At 69.4% G+C, this 15,345-nt stretch carries 13 protein-coding genes; 8 read left to right on the top strand and 5 right to left on the bottom strand.

Annotated elements, in window-relative coordinates:
• Positions 1 to 5: 5 nt before the first annotated feature.
• Positions 6 to 1,217 carry a pyridoxal phosphate-dependent aminotransferase gene (locus ACFYO0_RS38690; RefSeq protein WP_386353655.1) on the bottom strand — a complete coding sequence of 404 codons (1,212 nt, stop codon included), beginning with the start codon at positions 1,215 to 1,217 and terminating at the stop codon, positions 6 to 8.
• 200 nt (positions 1,218 to 1,417) lie between these two features.
• Between ACFYO0_RS38690 and ACFYO0_RS38685 the strand changes: the two genes are divergently transcribed.
• Together ACFYO0_RS38685 and ACFYO0_RS38680 are read left to right on the top strand one after the other, a co-directional pair.
• Positions 1,418 to 2,059: a hypothetical protein gene (locus ACFYO0_RS38685; protein WP_388685849.1), complete on the top strand. Its 642-nt coding sequence runs from the start codon at positions 1,418 to 1,420 to the stop codon at positions 2,057 to 2,059.
• A gap of 155 nt (positions 2,060 to 2,214) precedes the next feature.
• The gene (locus tag ACFYO0_RS38680) at positions 2,215 to 3,156 is read left to right on the top strand and encodes a serine protease (RefSeq protein WP_388685847.1); all 942 of its coding nucleotides are present in this window, start codon (positions 2,215 to 2,217) and stop codon (positions 3,154 to 3,156) included.
• A gap of 19 nt (positions 3,157 to 3,175) precedes the next feature.
• Here the strand turns inward: ACFYO0_RS38680 and ACFYO0_RS38675 are convergent, their stop codons facing one another.
• Entirely contained in the window at positions 3,176 to 4,798 is a 1,623-nt protein-coding gene (locus ACFYO0_RS38675; RefSeq protein WP_388685844.1) for an amidohydrolase family protein, read from the bottom strand.
• A 19-nt stretch (positions 4,799 to 4,817) separates the two neighbouring features.
• Entirely contained in the window at positions 4,818 to 6,134 is a 1,317-nt protein-coding gene (locus tag ACFYO0_RS38670; protein ID WP_388685842.1) for an amino acid deaminase, read from the bottom strand.
• Between the two features lie 201 nt (positions 6,135 to 6,335).
• On the opposite strand from ACFYO0_RS38670, the gene ACFYO0_RS38665 reads away from it, so the two are divergent.
• The 5 genes from ACFYO0_RS38665 (at position 6,336) to ACFYO0_RS38645 (ending at position 11,060) form a co-directional block, all read left to right on the top strand.
• A complete protein-coding gene (locus ACFYO0_RS38665; RefSeq protein WP_388685993.1) occupies positions 6,336 to 7,562 on the top strand; it encodes a sugar kinase in 1,227 nt (408 codons plus the stop codon).
• Positions 7,559 to 8,323 carry an IclR family transcriptional regulator gene (locus tag ACFYO0_RS38660; protein ID WP_388685839.1) on the top strand — a complete coding sequence of 255 codons (765 nt, stop codon included), beginning with the start codon at positions 7,559 to 7,561 and terminating at the stop codon, positions 8,321 to 8,323. The genes ACFYO0_RS38665 and ACFYO0_RS38660 overlap by 4 nt, the downstream gene beginning before the upstream one ends.
• Entirely contained in the window at positions 8,320 to 8,730 is a 411-nt protein-coding gene (locus ACFYO0_RS38655) for a RidA family protein (protein ID WP_388685837.1), read from the top strand. The genes ACFYO0_RS38660 and ACFYO0_RS38655 overlap by 4 nt, the downstream gene beginning before the upstream one ends.
• Positions 8,731 to 8,911: 181 nt before the next feature.
• On the top strand, positions 8,912 to 10,402 hold the full coding sequence (locus ACFYO0_RS38650) for a GntP family permease (protein WP_388685834.1): 1,491 nt from the start codon (positions 8,912 to 8,914) through the stop codon (positions 10,400 to 10,402).
• A gap of 88 nt (positions 10,403 to 10,490) precedes the next feature.
• On the top strand, positions 10,491 to 11,060 hold the full coding sequence (locus tag ACFYO0_RS38645) for a hypothetical protein (RefSeq protein WP_388685832.1): 570 nt from the start codon (positions 10,491 to 10,493) through the stop codon (positions 11,058 to 11,060).
• 67 nt (positions 11,061 to 11,127) lie between these two features.
• Here ACFYO0_RS38645 and ACFYO0_RS38640 read toward each other — a convergent pair whose 3' ends face one another.
• Complete coding sequence (locus ACFYO0_RS38640) at positions 11,128 to 12,474, bottom strand: M14 family metallopeptidase (RefSeq protein WP_388685829.1); 1,347 nt, start codon at positions 12,472 to 12,474, stop codon at positions 11,128 to 11,130.
• Between the two features lie 203 nt (positions 12,475 to 12,677).
• On the opposite strand from ACFYO0_RS38640, the gene ACFYO0_RS38635 reads away from it, so the two are divergent.
• Positions 12,678 to 14,018, top strand: coding sequence for an Nramp family divalent metal transporter (locus ACFYO0_RS38635; protein ID WP_388685827.1), 1,341 nt, complete (start codon positions 12,678 to 12,680; stop codon positions 14,016 to 14,018).
• A gap of 3 nt (positions 14,019 to 14,021) precedes the next feature.
• Here ACFYO0_RS38635 and ACFYO0_RS38630 read toward each other — a convergent pair whose 3' ends face one another.
• Positions 14,022 to 15,311, bottom strand: coding sequence for a hypothetical protein (locus tag ACFYO0_RS38630; protein WP_388685824.1), 1,290 nt, complete (start codon positions 15,309 to 15,311; stop codon positions 14,022 to 14,024).
• Between the last annotated feature and the right edge of the window lie 34 nt (positions 15,312 to 15,345).

The raw sequence follows: 15,345 nt of genomic DNA, 5'->3' as shown, positions 1-15,345 counted from the left end.
CAGCGTCACGGCTGGCTGTAGCCGTCGAGGAAGTTCCCGATCCGCGTCACCGCGTCCGTCAGATCCCGCGCCGTCGGCAAGGTCACCACCCGGAAGTGATCGGGCTCCGGCCAGTTGAACCCCGAACCCTGCACGACCATGATCTTCTCGGCCCGCAGCAGGTCCAGCACCATCTGCCGGTCGTCCTTGACCTTGAACACCTTCGGATCGAGCCGCGGGAAGAGATACAACGCCCCCTTCGGCTTCACGCACGTCACGCCCGGAATCTGCGTGAGCAGCTCATGCGCCACATCCCGCTGCTCCCGCAGCCGCCCGCCGGGCAGCACCAGTTCGTTGATCGTCTGCCGACCGCTCAATGCGGCGACCACCCCGTGCTGACCAGGCATGTTCGCGCAGAGCCGCATGTTCGCCAGGATCGTCAGCCCCTCGATATACGAGTCGGCGTGCGCCCGCGGCCCGGAGATCGACATCCACCCCACCCGGTAGCCCGCCACGCGATATGCCTTCGACATCCCGTTGAAGGTGAGCGTCAGCAGGTCCGGGGCGATCTTGGCGGTCGCGGTGTGCGTGGCGTCGTCGTAAAGGATCTTGTCGTAGATCTCGTCGGAGCAGACGAGCAGATTGTGCCGGCGCGCGATGTCCGTCAGCCCGCGCAGCATCGCCTCGTCGTACACCGCGCCCGTCGGATTGTTCGGATTGATGATCACGAGGGCCTTGGTCCGGTCGGTGACCTTCCGCTCGATGTCGGCGAGGTCCGGCATCCAGTCGGACTGCTCGTCGCAGCGGTAGTGCACGGCCGTGCCGCCGGACAGTGACACCGCGGCCGTCCACAGCGGGTAGTCGGGCGCAGGTACGAGGACCTCGTCGCCGTCGTCGAGCAGGCCCTGCATCGCCATCACGATCAGCTCGGAGACGCCGTTGCCGATGAAGACGTGCTCGACGTCCGTCTCGATGCCGAGGGTCTGGTTGTGCATGACGACTGCGCGGCGCGCGGCCAGCAGGCCCTTCGCGTCGCCGTAGCCGTGCGCCGACGACACGTTGCGGAGGATGTCCTCGAGGATCTCGGGCGGGCATTCGAAGCCGAATGCGGCCGGGTTTCCCGTGTTCAGCTTCAGGATGCGGTGACCGGCCGCCTCGAGTCGCATCGCCTCCTCGAGAACCGGGCCCCGGATCTCGTAACAGACGTTGGCGAGCTTGGTCGACTGGATCACCTGCATGTCCGCGAGCTTACGGCCGAGTAACGCTCCGTGGGACGTGTTTTCCACCACGCGAGACGTGGTGTTTTGGGTGTATATCGTCCTCAGTTACAACAGCGGCACCTCTTTTCTCTACAATCACCCACCATGTTCCGGACGCAGAGCGCGACAGAAGTACGCACGACGTCTATGTCGCGAATAAGACAGCCGGTGCGCACGACGTGAACGACGCATACCGGGAGAACGTCGAAGGCCAAGGCGTGCCGCCTGTGTACCACCCGCAGGGCGACACGGCTCCGCCGTACTCCGAGTACGCGGACCCGGCGATCGCGCACGGGTGGCAGAACGCGTACGACGAGACGATCCGCATCGAGCTCGTGGAGGATGCGGGGGATGCGGGGGGCGCGAGTCTCCCCGATGACGTGGGGCGTCACGAGCGGCTGATGCGTCGCCGGCGGGTCCGGATGAAGAGACGCGGAGCCCTGGCGGCCGGTGTGGCCGGTGTCGGAATCTTCGCCGTCGTGATCGCCGGACTCTTCGGTTCCGAATCCTCCGGGAAGGAGGACCGGGAGGCGCCGAAGAGTCGGCCGTCCTCCTCGGCCACGGACGAACCGGGCTCGACGGCCCCGTTGGCAGACGACCCGTCAGGAGCGCCCGACGACTCGGACGGGTCGTCGTCCGAGTCGTCGGACACGGCCTCGGGGAGCCCCTCACCGAGCGACTCCCGGTCCGAGGAGTCCGATGACTCCGGCGAACCCGCCACGGGAACACCCTCGACTACGGCCGCCGCCCCTACGAGCGAGCCGGACAAGGGGAATGGCAACGCCGGTCGGGGGCAGGGAGCCACCAAGCGCCCCAAGTAGCGGCAACCGCTGGGCCGTACGGGGTGAACCGACCCCAACCGGCGGCGTGATACAACTCCTTGCTCATACGCCCCTCTACGATCACAATGCGCATGACAATGCAGCGGGCGGCCGGAAATTCTCCGGTCGCCCAAGTCGTAAGAGGGGACCCCCACATGAGAAAGCCTCTCGTCGCCGCGCTCAGCGCCCTGGCGCTTGCCGGGCTCGGCGCGGTACCGGCCGGTGCGGCAACCGCCGACGCGGCCGGGCCCGCGGCCTCGACCGCGGGCAAGGGCGTGGACACGGACACCGTCACATCGGTGGCCCATGACGTGGTCACGTCCACCACGGCGAACCTGTCCCGGGCCACCGCGCCGAAGGCCCAGGCCGTGGACTTCGCCGGCACGGTCTCGCTCAGCAACTGTTCGGGTTCGGTCATCCGGCTCCCCGACTCCGAGGACAACGACCCGGCCCTGGTGATGTCCAATGGCCACTGCCTGGAGTCCGGCTTCCCGGAGCCCGGCGAGGTCATCGTCGACCAGCCGTCCAGCCGCACCTTCGGGCTGCTCAACTCGGCCGGTACGCGCGTAGCGACACTCCGGGCCAACAAGATCGCGTACGCGACGATGACGGACACCGACGTGTCGCTGTACCAGCTGACCAGCACGTACAAGCAGATCCAGGACTCGTACGACATTCAGGCCCTGGAGCTCAACGCCACGCGCCCGGCCGCCGGAACCGCCATCAGCGTCGTCTCCGGTTACTGGAAGCGGATCTACAGCTGCAGCGTGGACGGCTTCGCGTACCGCCTGCGCGAGGGTGCCTGGACCTGGAAGGACTCGGTCCGCTACACCTCCGCCTGCAACACCATCGGCGGTACGTCCGGTTCGCCCGTGGTCGACGACGCCACCGGCAAGGTCGTCGCCGTCAACAACACCGGCAACGAGGACGGTGCCCGCTGCACCGACAACAACCCTTGTGAGGTCGACGAGAGCGGCAACATCACCGTCCGCGAGGGCATCAACTACGGGCAGCAGACGTACCAGATCGTCCCCTGCGTCGGGCTCGACAACAAGATCGACCTGAGCCGGCCCGGGTGCACCCTGCCCAAGCCGTAGCTTCCGGAAGGGCGGGCGGTCACGTGGCAGTCCGGCGGACCGCCCGCCCCGCCAGTACGTCAGTGCGTCGGCCGTCCTCGATGACGAAACGGCCGTCGACCAGGACGTACGGGATGCCGGCAGGGAGCGTGCGCGGCGCGTCGAACGTAGAGCCCGCGGCGACCGTGGCCGGGTCGAAGAGGACCAGGTCGGCCCGGTACCCCTCGCGCACCAGCCCGCGGTCCGGCAGCCTCAGCCGGGCCGCCGGGCGCGAGGTGAGATGCGCGACGCACTCCTCAAGTCCGAGGACGCCCAACTCCCGTACGTACCGGCCGAGGTACTGCGGGAAGGTCCCGTACGCGCGCGGATGCGGTTTGTCGCCCTGGAGGATGCCGTCCGAGCCGCCGGTGTGGACGGGGTGGCGCATGATCTGCTGGACGTTCTCCTCGTGGCCGACGTGCTGCAGGATCGTCGAGCCGAGTCCGTCGTCGAGGAGGAGGCGGCGGGCGGTGGTCCAGGGGCTCTCGCCGTGCTCGTCGGCCGACTGCTGGACCGTACGGCCGACATGGTCCCCCAAGGCCGGGTTCGTCACGCCCGAGATCTCGATGGTGTCCCACTCGATGGGGACGCCGTGGCAGCCGTCCGCGCCCACGACCTCCATGTGGTGGCGGATCCGTTCGGCGGTGTCCTCGTCCTTCAGCCGGGCGAGGGTCGCCTCCGGGCCGCCCTCGCTCGCCCAACTGGGCAGCATCGCCGCGAGAGTTGTGCTGCCGGGGGTGTAGGGGTACGTGTCGAGGCTGATGTCGGCACCCGAGGCGAGCGCCTCGTCGAGGAGCGCCAGCAGGTTGGGAGCCTTCCCCTTGTTCACGCCGAAGTTCATGGTGGCGTGGGCGAGATGGAGGGAGCAGTTCGCCGTGCGCGTCAGCTCCACCATCTCCTTGTACGCGTCCAGGGCACCCGCTCCGTACGAACGGTGATGCGGGCAGTAGTAGCCGTCGTACTCCGCCACCACCCGGCACAGTTCGGTGAGTTCGGCGTCCTTGGCGTACATGCCGGGGGTGTACGTGAGCCCGGACGACAGTCCGACCGCGCCCTCGCGCAGCCCCTCGGCCACCAACTGCCGCATCCTGTCCAGCTCTTGGGGCGTTGCCTCGCGGTCGTCCCAGCCGACGGCCAGCATGCGGACGGTGCCCTGGGGGATGAGGTACGCCGCGTTCACCGCGATGCCCTCGCCGTCGAAGCCGTGGTCGAGGCGGTCCAGATACTCGCCCACGGAACGCCAGGTGAAGTCGATGTCGTCGCCGTGGCCGTTCCAGCCGGTGATCGCGCGGCGCACCTCGGCGAGCGTACGGTCGTCGACCGGCGCGTACGACAGCCCGTCCTGGCCGATGACTTCGAGGGTCACCCCCTGCGCGGCCTTCGCACTGTGGTCCGGGTCCCTCAGCAGGGCGAGATCGCTGTGGGCGTGCATGTCGATGAAGCCGGGGGAGAGGACGAGGCCTTCGGCGTCGAGAACACGGGTGGCGGTGGGCCGCAGACAGCCGGCCGCCGCGGCTTCCTTGACGATCGCGGTGATCCTGCCGTCCTCGACGGCCACATCGGCGCGGTAGGAGGGCTCACCGCTGCCGTCGACGACTTCCGCGTCGCGGATGACGAGGTCCATGCCGGGCTCCCAGGTGGTCTCAGAAGTAGGTGCGGATGTAGTCCACGACCGTGCCGTCCGCCTCCACAAGCGGAATCAGCTGCCACTTGTCGAAGGACGTGCACGGGTGGGAGAGGCCAAGCCCGAGCCAGTCGCCGACTCGTAGGTCCGCCTCCGGGGCCGTACGGAGCCAGCCGTGCTGGTCGGAGAGGCCGGTGACCGTGATTCCGGTTGCCGGGCGCTCCTCGGCACCGGAGCGGACCACCTGGGCGAAGGGGAGGTCCAGGTCGTACGCCGCGTCCCGCTTGCCCGCGTTGATGAAGGCCTGCTCGGGGGAAGGGCGGGAGACGACCTGGGCCCAGAGGCGGAAGGAGGGGTGGAGGGCGCCCTCCTCGGGCACGCGGTTGAAGGGGGTGATCCGGCGGTAGTGGCCGTCGTCGTGCGAGACGTACGCGCCGGAGCGCAGCAACTTCAGTACGGGCAGGGAGAGTTCGGGGATCCCTTCGAAGACGTCGGCCACCGCGTCGAACCAGGCGCTGCCGCCCGCGCTGACCACGATCTCCTCCAGGCCCGCTCCGGCGAAGCGGCCCGCCTTGTCGAAGTCGGAGGCCAGCGCGACCAGACGCCGCAGCCACGCGTGCACGCGCTCAGGGTTCGCGTCCGGCACCTCGCCCTCGTAGCCCGCCACGCCCACAAGCCGCAGCGAGTCCGCCGCGGCCACCGCGCCGACGACCGCCGCGCACTCCGCCTCCGTACGGACGCCGGTGCGGGCGTCGTCGCCTGCGGCCAGCTCGACGACCACGTCCACGGGGCGTGCGGATCCGCTGCGGGATGAGTGCAGCGCCGCGTCCATCAGCTCGACGCCGTGCACGGAGTCGACGTAGCAGATGAGCCGGAAGGACGGGTCGGCGGCGAGCTCGGACGCGACCCACTTCAGGGCGGCCGGGTCCACCAGCTCGTTGGCCAGGAAGACGCGTTGGATGCCGAAGGCGCGGGCCACCCGCACCTGGTGCGGTACGGCCAGCGTGATGCCCCACGCCCCGTACTCGATCTGGCGGTGGAAGAGCTGGGGCGCCATCGAGGTCTTGCCGTGCGGGGCGAAGGCGAGGCCGTGACGGGTCGTGTACGTCTCCATGAGCTGGAGGTTGTGCTCCAGGCGCTCGGCGGAGAGGGCGAGGACGGGGGTGGTGAATCCGTCGGTGAAGAGGTTGCGGCGCTCGGCGGTCAGCTCGCCGATCGTCAGGCCCTCGGCGTCGGGAGGGAGGCCCTTGAAGCGGTGGTCCACGCGTTCCTCCGCGAGCGCGGCGAGACGTTGTGCGCCTTCTGCGGCGGTGTCGCCGGGGGTGTCGGCGGCCATGGAGCCTCCCTGTTCCTGAGGTATTGCATTATATGCAACGGTCATTGCGTATAGCGCTCCCTGCTGTCTAACATCTCGGCCAACGCCGGGTCAACGGAGCCGCTGCGACCCGCGAACCCACGAGGAGCCTGCGCCATCGTTACCCCTACAGGACCCGCTCGCACCGAAGCTGCCGTGGACGTCGTCACGCTCGGCGAGTCCATGGTCACGTTCCTGCCCACCCGGCCGGGGCGTCTCGCCGACGTACCGTCCTTCGACCGGGGCATCGGCGGCGCGGAGTCCAACGTGGCGTGCGGGCTGGCTGCTGCCGGGCACTCGGTGAAATGGGTCAGCCGGGTCGGCGACGACGGCTTCGGCCGGCACCTGGTGGAGCGGATCGCGGCGCACGGCGTCGACACGAGCGCGGTCCGGATCGACCCCTCCCGGCCCACGGGGATCTACTTCCGTACGGCGGGGGAGCGGGCGCTTACAGCGGACGCGGGCCCTGCGCGAGGCGAGGGCGGGCCGAAGGGGGCGCGGAGCGCGGACGCCGTGCGTGGTTCGAGGGATCTCCGTGAACCGGACGCCACCGGAGCCTCCCACAGGGCCGGGGGCTTCGACGAGGGCGCCGAGGGCTCCGACAAGGGCGCCGAGAGTGACCCGGCCGCCGAGGTCGTCTACTACCGCACGGGTTCCGCCGCCTCCGCGATGTCACCCGCGAACATGCCGGCCGAAGAGATCCGCTCCGGCCGCGTGCTCCACCTCTCCGGCATCACCGCCGCCCTCTCCGACGACTGCCTCGCCCTTCTCCACGACCTCACGGCACCCCGCCCCGGCCGCCCCCTCATCTCCTTCGACGTCAACTACCGCGTGGACCTCTGGCGCGACCGCTCCGACGCGGGCGCCACCCTCCTCGGCCTCGCCCGCGCCGGCGACATCGTCTTCGTGGGCGCCGACGAGGCCGAGGCCGCCTGGGGCGTCACCGGCGGCTCCGCGGCGATCCGTATGACGCTGCCCGAGCCGCGTCTGCTTGTCGTCAAGGAGGGCGGCCGGGGCGCCACCGTCTTCGAGCGCGAGTCGCACGAGGAAGCGTCCGGTGAAGCCGTGGCTGTCGGTCGTCCGGGAGCCGGCGCGGCCGGCCGGCTCCACGGCCCCGACACCGTCACCCACGTCCCCGCCCTCCGCGTCGACGTCGTCGCCCACGTCGGCGCCGGAGACGCCTTCGCCGCGGGCTTCCTGTCCGCGACGCTTCGCGGGCTCCCCGTGCGGGACCGCATCCGGCACGGGCATCTCATGGCCGCCGCCGTGCTCACCGTGCCCGGGGATCTCGGGGCCCCTCCCGCCCGCGAGCACGCCGACCGGCTGGTCGCGCTGGACGACGGGGCGTGGGGGACACTTCGACTCGGCCCCGGGTGGACGCGGGCCGAGGAGGAGGTACGTACCCCATGAGCCAGACCGTCGATCGTGCCCTGAGCATCCTGCCGCTCCTCGCCGAGGGCCCCGCCGACCTCGGCCGGGTCGCCGAACGGCTCGGCGTCCACAAGTCCACCGCGCTCCGGCTCCTGCGCACCCTCCACGAGCACGGCCTCGTCTACCGCCAGTCCGACCAGCGCTACCGCCTCGGCGCCCGACTCTTCGCCCTCGCCCAGGAAGCCGTCGAGAACCTGGACATCCGGGAGATCGCCCACCCCCACCTCGTACGCCTCAACGAGCAGTGCGGTCACACGGTCCACCTGGCCGTGTACGAGGAGAGCGAGGTCCTCTACATCGACAAGGTGGAGAGCCGCTACCCGGTGCGCATGTACTCCCGTATCGGCAAACCCGTCGCCATCACCGTCGCCGCCGTCGCGAAGCTGCTCCTGGCCGATCTGCCCGAGCCCGAGCGCCGCGTCCTCGCGGAGAAGCTCGACTACCCCATGTACACGGCCCGTTCGGTCCCCAACGCCCCCGCCTTCCTCAGGGAGCTGGCGGCGGTACGCGAACAGGGCTGGGCCACCGACCTCGGCGGCCACGAGGAGTCCATCAACTGCGTGGGCGCCCCCATCCGCGGCACCGACGGTCGCGTCGTGGCCGCCATGTCGGTCTCCGCGCCGAACGTCGTCGTCACCGCCGACGAACTCCTTACGCTGCTCCCACTGGTGCGCCGTACAGCCGAGGCCATCAGCCGTGAGTACTCCGGCACCGCCCCCCTCAAGGAAGCGAATTCATGACGGAAAAGATCGCCCTCACCCCGAAGACCCACACCACCCCGCCCGCGAAGTTCTCGCACGGCGTCAAGAAGGGGAACATCCTCCAGGTCGCCGGGCAGGTCGGTTTTCTGCCCGCCGTGGAGGGGCAGCCGCCGACGCCCGCCGGGCCCACGCTGCGCGAGCAGACCCTCCAGACCCTCGCCAACGTCAAGTCGGTCCTCGAAGAGGGCGGCGCCACCTGGAACGACGTGATGATGGTCCGGGTCTACCTCACGGACGTCGACCACTTCGCCGAGATGAACGGCATCTACAACCAGTACTTGGAGGAGCAGAACCTCACCGCTCCGCCCGCCGCCCGCACGACCGTCTACGTCGGCCTGCCCGCGGGCCTCCTCATCGAGATCGACGCGCTGGCCGTACTGGGCTGATGTCGCCGGTACTGGGCTGACGTCGCCGGTCCGGGGCTGACGCCGCCGGTACGTGGCCGACGCCCCCCTTCAACTCCCGCACCCCGTACGCCATCACGGTGCGGCGCCCCCTCACATGGCGCCGCACCGCGATCCCCCCTGCCCGAAAGCTTCATGCACTTAAGACGAGGTCCCCCCCATCATGTCGTCCCCCCTCATAGCCACACCCCTCGCCGCGGAGACCCCACAAACCCCACCCCACACCGGCGGCCTGCTCCTCCTCATCGACGGAACGGCCGGACTGCTGACCATCGCGGCGCTCGGCATCGTGCTTCTGCTCGTCCTGATCATCAAGGTCAGACTCCAGCCGTTCGTCGCCCTGCTCGCGGTCTCCATAGCCGTCGGCCTCGCGGCCGGCCTCTCCGTCACCGAACTCTTCGGCACCGTCCAGCGGTCCGACGCCGTCTCGCTCATCGAAGACGGGATGGGCGGCACACTCGGCCATGTCGCGATCATCATCGGCCTGGGCACCATGCTCGGCGCCGTACTCGAAGTCTCCGGCGGAGCCGAGGTGCTCGCCTCCCGGCTGCTGGGCCTCTTCGGCGAGAAGCGCGCCCCGCTCGCCATGGGCCTGACCGGCCTGATCTTCGGCATCCCGGTCTTCTTCGACGTCGGCATCTTCGTGCTCGCGCCGATCGTGTACGCGGCGGCCAAGCGCGGCGGCAAGTCGATCGTGCTCTACGCGATGCCGCTGCTCGCCGGCCTGTCCATGACCCACGCCTTCCTGCCGCCGCACCCCGGCCCCGTAGCCGCCGCCGGACTGCTGAAGGTCGACCTCGGCTGGGTCATCCTGATGGGCATCGTCTGCGGCATACCCGCCGTGCTCGCCGCCTGGGCCTGGTCCGCGTGGATCGGCAAGCGGCTCTTCGTCCCCGTACCGCAGGACATGGTCGAGGCCGCCGACGAGGCGAAGGCGGCGCTCGCCGAGGAGCAGCGCAAGGACGGCGTGACGCCGCCGGAGAAGCCGGTTCCGCTGGGCATCGTGTTCGCGATCATCGGCACCCCGCTGCTCCTGATCCTCCTGGCAACGTTCTCCTCCATCGCCTTCGACCCCTCCACGGGCCGCAGCGTGATCGAGTTCTTCGGCCACCCCTTCGTCGCGCTCACCCTCGCGCTGCTGCTGGCGTACTACCTCCTCGGCATCCGCCGCGGCTGGTCCCGCAAGTCCCTGGAGACCGTGTCGACCGCCTCCCTCAAGCCGGTCGGCAACATCCTGCTGGTGGTCGGCGCGGGCGGGATCTTCGGCGCCGTGCTCAAGGGCAGCGGGGTCGCGCAGGCCCTGTCGGACACCTTCAACGACGTGGGCCTGCCGGTGCTCGTGCTCTCGTATCTGATCTCGCTGGTGCTGCGCGTGGCCCAGGGCTCTGCGACGGTCGCGATCGTGACGACGGCGGGCATCGTGGCGCCGCTGCTGTCGGAGGGCGACCACTCCCAGGCCTTCGTCGCCCTGGTCATCATGGCGATCTCGGCAGGCTCGATCTTCGCCTCGCACGTCAACGACGGCGGCTTCTGGATCGTGGCCAAGTACTTCGGCCTCTCCGAACGGGACACCCTCAAGACCTGGACGGTCCTGGAATCGGTGCTCTCTGTCGCCGGGTTCGTGGTGGCGGCGGCGCTGAGCGTGTTCGTATAGCGGCTGTCCGGGCGGATTCCGGCCTCGCTCAATGACGAGTGACGCCCCGGCCCCCCACGCCACAGCTTCATCGGCCATACTGCCCACCGTGGAGCAGCGCATAGGACCCAGCATCCAGCCCTTGCAAGGCGCGGCAGCCGACCCGGCGTTCGTCCCCGGCATAACGGGCCCGCGCCCTGCCGATCCCAAGGACCCGGCCGAGGAGACCGCGGCAGCGGAAGGGACCGCCTCCGTGGAGACGGAGGCGGAGACGGCCGCCGAGCAGGCCGACGACGTCTCCGACGAGGGCGCCTCGGCGGAGTCCGCTGAGGCGGATCCCTCGGACGAGGCGGAGGAGACCGCCGAGTCGGAGTCGGACGACGCGGAGGCGGCCCCCGCCGACGGCCCCGTCTTCGAGGCTTCCGACTACCGCGCGAAGATCACCGCCGACCACCGCGGCGTACGACTGCGCCTGGACGACCATGAGGCCGAGTTCCGCTGGGACGAGATCGGCGCGGTCGAGTCGGAGACCTCGCGCTTCGGCCGCTGGTACACCATCACGGTGCACACCCCCGAACGCCGTTGGTACCCGGTCGAGCTCCGCATCCCGTCCCGCGCCAAGGTCAAGGAGTGGGAGAAGGAGCTGGACGAGGTCCTGGACGCGTACTTCCAGGAGTAGACGCGTACTTCAGGGGAGTGAGGGTACGCCCCGAGCCAAGCCGGGGCGCACCCTCACACACCACCCGTCAGCAGTACTGGTCCTCCTTGCCTATGGACCGGTACATACAGTCCGCGTTCTCCAGCAGTTGGAGCACCGCGTCCCGGTTGCGGGACGTCTCGCGCTCGATGACCTCGTCGGGCGGGTAGAAGCCGCCGCCCGAGGCGGACGACGGGTACAGCTCGAAGGTGTAGCCGAAGATCTTCTGGCTGCCCCACAGCCAGTCGTCGATCGAGCCGTCCGTGATGTAGAGGTCGCTGGACTGCTCGGCCGTGTAGCCGTTGCTGGCGGCCATCTTCCCGCCGACCGTGGCGAAGGCGTTGCGGTCGTCGGCCGTCATGCCGGTGGTCGTGTCCGAGTTCGTGTAGCCGAAGGGCCACAGCACCAGCTCGCTGTACGTGTGGAAGTCGATGCCCGCCTTGATCTGCTGCGTACCGCCGACGACCCGGCTGCGTACGAAGTCGGCGACGACCTTCACCTCGGGCGCGGACTCGGCGGCCGGACCCCGGTAGGTGTCGGAGGACGGCGACCCCGAGGAACCGCCGCAACACCCCCAGCGATAGGCCCAGTTGCGGTTCAGGTCCGTACCGACGTACGAGGAACCGCTGTTGGGCTGCCGGTTCTTGCGCCACGAGCGATACCGCCCGGTCGCGATGTCGTACTCGCCGCCGTCCGGGTTGAGGTCCGGGACGATCCAGATCTCGCGGTTGTTGACCATGTTCGTGATGCGCTGGTCGGAGCCGTATCCGGCGCCCAGCTCACGCAGCAGGTAGAGGGCCATCTCCACGGTGAGGTGCTCGCGCGCGTGCTGGTGGTGGGTCATCAGGACTTCGGGCTCGGACTCGTCGGTCGCGACGTTGTCGCTGATCTTGATGGCGACGATGTCCCGGCCCTGGTGCGACTTCCCGATCACGTGCCTGTTCATGATGTTCGGGTACGCCGAGAGCCGCTGGCTGATCTCCGTGTTCATCTCGGCGTAGTTGTGATAGCGCGAGTCGGCGGAGGGGAAGTCGAGTACGCCCGCGTCCGCGCTGCTGGACCGGTCCGGAGCCGCGCCCAACGGCGAGACCTCGTAGCCGAGTTGGCTCAGCTTCTTGGCCTGGGACGCGCGGCCGGAGACGACGACGGTCTCCTCGTCGGCCTCGTCCACCGTCACGCCCGTGCGGGCGATGGCCGTCCGGGTGGTCGCGCTGTTGTTGTGCAGATGGATCTCGTACTGGCGGATCTCGTCGTCGGCCTCGGACACGGCCACCGGTGCCGGTGCGCCACCGGGCGCGCCGGACGCGCTGGTTGTGGCGCTGATGGGCGCCGCGAGGGCGAGCGCGAGGAGGGTGCCGAGGAAGGCGGTGCGCCTGCCTCTTATGCGTAGCCGCATTGAGTCTCCTAGTTTCTCCAGGACGTCCGGGGTCTCCGGACAGGTGGGGGGTTGGAGCGGGGGGTGGTTCAGTGCGACGTCTGTGCGGGTGTGGCGCTCATCGTGAAGGTATGGCATGACCGGGTCAAGACCAGGCGAAGGTCCATCGCGCCTGCACGCACGCCCCCTTGTGTCATCGCGCGCTTTGCGCTTTCTTGATCGGCATGGCGGACACCACGGGAAACACCGGCAAGAGGGCGGGAAACTCAGGGGAAGCGGCGTCGGGCGAGGGCAACTCCAGCCCTCGTAAATCCAGTTGGAAGTACATCGGCCCCGGCATCGTGGTCGCCGCCACCGGTGTCGGCGCGGGCGACCTCGTCGCGACCCTCATCGCCGGCTCGAACTTCGGCTACACCCTCCTGTGGGCCGCCATCCTCGGCTGCCTCGTCAAGATCTCCCTGGCCGAGGCGGCGGGCCGCTGGCATCTGTCCACCGGCCGCACCCTGTTCGAGGGCTGGGCGAGCCTGGGCCGCTGGACGACGTGGTTCTTCGCCGTGTACCTCGTGATCTGGGGCTTCGTATACGGCGCGGCAGCGATGTCCTCGTCGGGCCTGCCACTCCAGGCGCTCTTCCCGGACGTCATGGACCTCAAGTGGTGGGCCATTCTCACCGGGTTGGTCGGCCTGGTGTTCGTCTGGTTCAACAAGTACGCCGTCTTCGAGAAGGTCATGACGGTGCTGGTCGGCGTCATGTTCGTGGTGACGGTGTACTTGGCGATCCGCGTCACCCCGAACCTCGGCGACGCCTTCGCGGGCCTGCTCCCCGTCCTCCCCGACGAGAAGGACTCCATCCTCAACACCCTCGGCCTGATCGGCGGCGTCGGCGGCACCATCACCCTTGCCGCGTACGGCTATTGGGTCAACGCCAAGGGCTGGACGAACACCGGCTGGATGAAGGTGATGCGCCTCGACAACCGCGTCGCGTACGCCACGACCGGAATCTTCGTCATCGCCATGCTCATCGTCGGCGCGGAACTCCTGCACGCCTCGAACATCGCCATCGCGAGCGGGGACCAGGGACTCATCCAGCTCGGCGACATCCTGGAGGACGAGTACGGCACGGCGACGTCGAAGTTCTTCCTCATCGGCTTCTTCGCCACGTCGTTCACCTCGCTGATCGGCGTCTGGCACGGAGTCAGCCTGATGTTCGCGGACTTCGTCGAGCGCTACCGCGCGCGCCGCGAGGTCACCGGCGACGAGGTGGCGTCCGGCGCCCGCGAGAAGTCCTGGCCGTTCCGCGCGTACCTGCTGTGGCTGACCTTCCCCCCGATGGTGTTGCTGTTCGAGGGCCAGCCCTTCCGCCTGATCATCCTGTACGGCGTCCTGGGCGCGGCCTTCCTCCCCTTCCTCGCCCTCACCCTGGTCTGGCTCCTCAACTCCTCCCGCACGCCCGCGGAATGGCGCAACGGCATGCTCAGCAACGCCATGCTGCTGATCGCGGGCCTGCTCTTCATCGTCCTGTGCGCGAAGCAGATCTGGGACCAGCCGTGGTCGGAGTTCTTCTGAGTCCTACTTCTGTGACTCCTGCTCCTGTAGCCACTTCTGGCTCGTGGCGATCTCCTTGAGCTGCTGCATCGTGAGCGCGGGAGTCTCACGGGTCGCGGCGGCGTGCTGGGTACCGGAGTTGAAGGCGCTGACCACCACCCGCATGCCGTCGGTCCTGATGGTGTCGACGGTCCACATGACGACCCCTGCGCCGCCCTTCTCACTCGGGCCCTGACTCGTGGCGACCTTGGTGCCGTCCGGCAGGACCTCGGCGTCGGCGCCGAAGAGCTGGTGCTCGACATCTGACATGTCCTGCTGCACGTTGATCTCGACCAGGCTCTCCCCCTTCCCGTCGTCCACCACGACATAGGCGTACTCGTCCTCCTGACCGCCCTTCGACACGACCTCGACGTTCTTGGGGAGCAGGGAGGCGAGCGTCTGCCCGACCTTGGCGCCGTCGGCACCCGGAGGCGGGCTCGGGACGGCTTCCGGGCCCTGGCCCTTGGTGTCCTCGGGGACGGCGTCGATGGCCGAACGCCAGGCCACGGCGGTGACCACGTCCGTCAACCGGTCGGTGGACAAAGGCGGGTCGGCCCGGGTGACCGGTGCGTCCTTCTGGGCCTCGGCGTTCCACTCGCTCACACTGATGTGGTGGCCCTCGGGGGTGACGAGGTCGGCGGACCACCACTTGGTGTCCACGCGCCGGTCCGGGTACTCATACCCCTGGAAGAGCTTGAGGGCCGAGCCGTCGGCCAGTTCCGTCGTGGTGCAGCGGTCGTACGGCACCTGCGTTTTGTCCGGGCACCCGGTCACCTGCCGGGCCTGCTCGCTCCCCGGCTCCACCCGGTCCAGAGCGACGGCGACGGCACCCTTGCCCTTGCCGTCGTCGAACACGACCTGGGCGTACGGCATCGACTCCGCGCCCGTCCCCCGCCCCTGCTCCGCACTGAACTCACCCTCGGGGAGCAGCTTCTTGAGGGTGCCGACCAGGTCGGCGGCGGAGACCGTGCCATCGTCATCGGTGAGTGGAGCCTGGGTCGACCGGCCGGCGGCCACGGACTGCCGCCCATCGTCCGCCCCGCCCCAGGGCACGAGCAGCGTCCCGCCCACCCCCACGAGGGCGACGGCGGCCACGCCTCCCACGACGGCGGCCCGGCGCCGCAGCAGGAGCCTGCGACCGCGTACCGCTCCGGCGGCGACGAGGCCACTCCGGTCGGTCTCGAAGGAGTCGCCGGCTTGGCGCATGGCGAGGCCGAGCCGGTCCTCGAAAAGGTCCGTGTCGACGTCGTGGGCCTCGTGTTCTTCAGCGGGCATGGCAAACCACCGTCTCTGCAAGGTCGTTGGAAGT

Source organism: Streptomyces sp. NPDC006365, from assembly GCF_042870755.1.
GTDB classification, from domain to species: Bacteria; Actinomycetota; Actinomycetes; order Streptomycetales; family Streptomycetaceae; genus Streptomyces; species Streptomyces xiangluensis.
The sequence above is the reverse complement of the archived record's forward strand: the minus strand, read 5'-3'. Positions and strand labels throughout refer to the sequence as shown.

Coding starts and splice junctions, on each gene's coding strand:
- ACFYO0_RS38655 (WP_388685837.1), top strand. CDS start 8,320: ATGACGGAAAAGATCGCCCTCACCCCGAAGACCCACACCACCCCGCCC.
- ACFYO0_RS38690 (WP_386353655.1), bottom strand. CDS start 1,217: ATGCAGGTGATCCAGTCGACCAAGCTCGCCAACGTCTGTTACGAGATC.
- ACFYO0_RS38660 (WP_388685839.1), top strand. CDS start 7,559: ATGAGCCAGACCGTCGATCGTGCCCTGAGCATCCTGCCGCTCCTCGCC.
- ACFYO0_RS38635 (WP_388685827.1), top strand. CDS start 12,678: ATGGCGGACACCACGGGAAACACCGGCAAGAGGGCGGGAAACTCAGGG.
- ACFYO0_RS38665 (WP_388685993.1), top strand. CDS start 6,336: ATGGTCACGTTCCTGCCCACCCGGCCGGGGCGTCTCGCCGACGTACCG.
- ACFYO0_RS38670 (WP_388685842.1), bottom strand. CDS start 6,134: ATGGCCGCCGACACCCCCGGCGACACCGCCGCAGAAGGCGCACAACGT.
- ACFYO0_RS38675 (WP_388685844.1), bottom strand. CDS start 4,798: ATGGACCTCGTCATCCGCGACGCGGAAGTCGTCGACGGCAGCGGTGAG.
- ACFYO0_RS38650 (WP_388685834.1), top strand. CDS start 8,912: ATGTCGTCCCCCCTCATAGCCACACCCCTCGCCGCGGAGACCCCACAA.
- ACFYO0_RS38680 (WP_388685847.1), top strand. CDS start 2,215: ATGAGAAAGCCTCTCGTCGCCGCGCTCAGCGCCCTGGCGCTTGCCGGG.
- ACFYO0_RS38640 (WP_388685829.1), bottom strand. CDS start 12,474: ATGCGGCTACGCATAAGAGGCAGGCGCACCGCCTTCCTCGGCACCCTC.
- ACFYO0_RS38630 (WP_388685824.1), bottom strand. CDS start 15,311: ATGCCCGCTGAAGAACACGAGGCCCACGACGTCGACACGGACCTTTTC.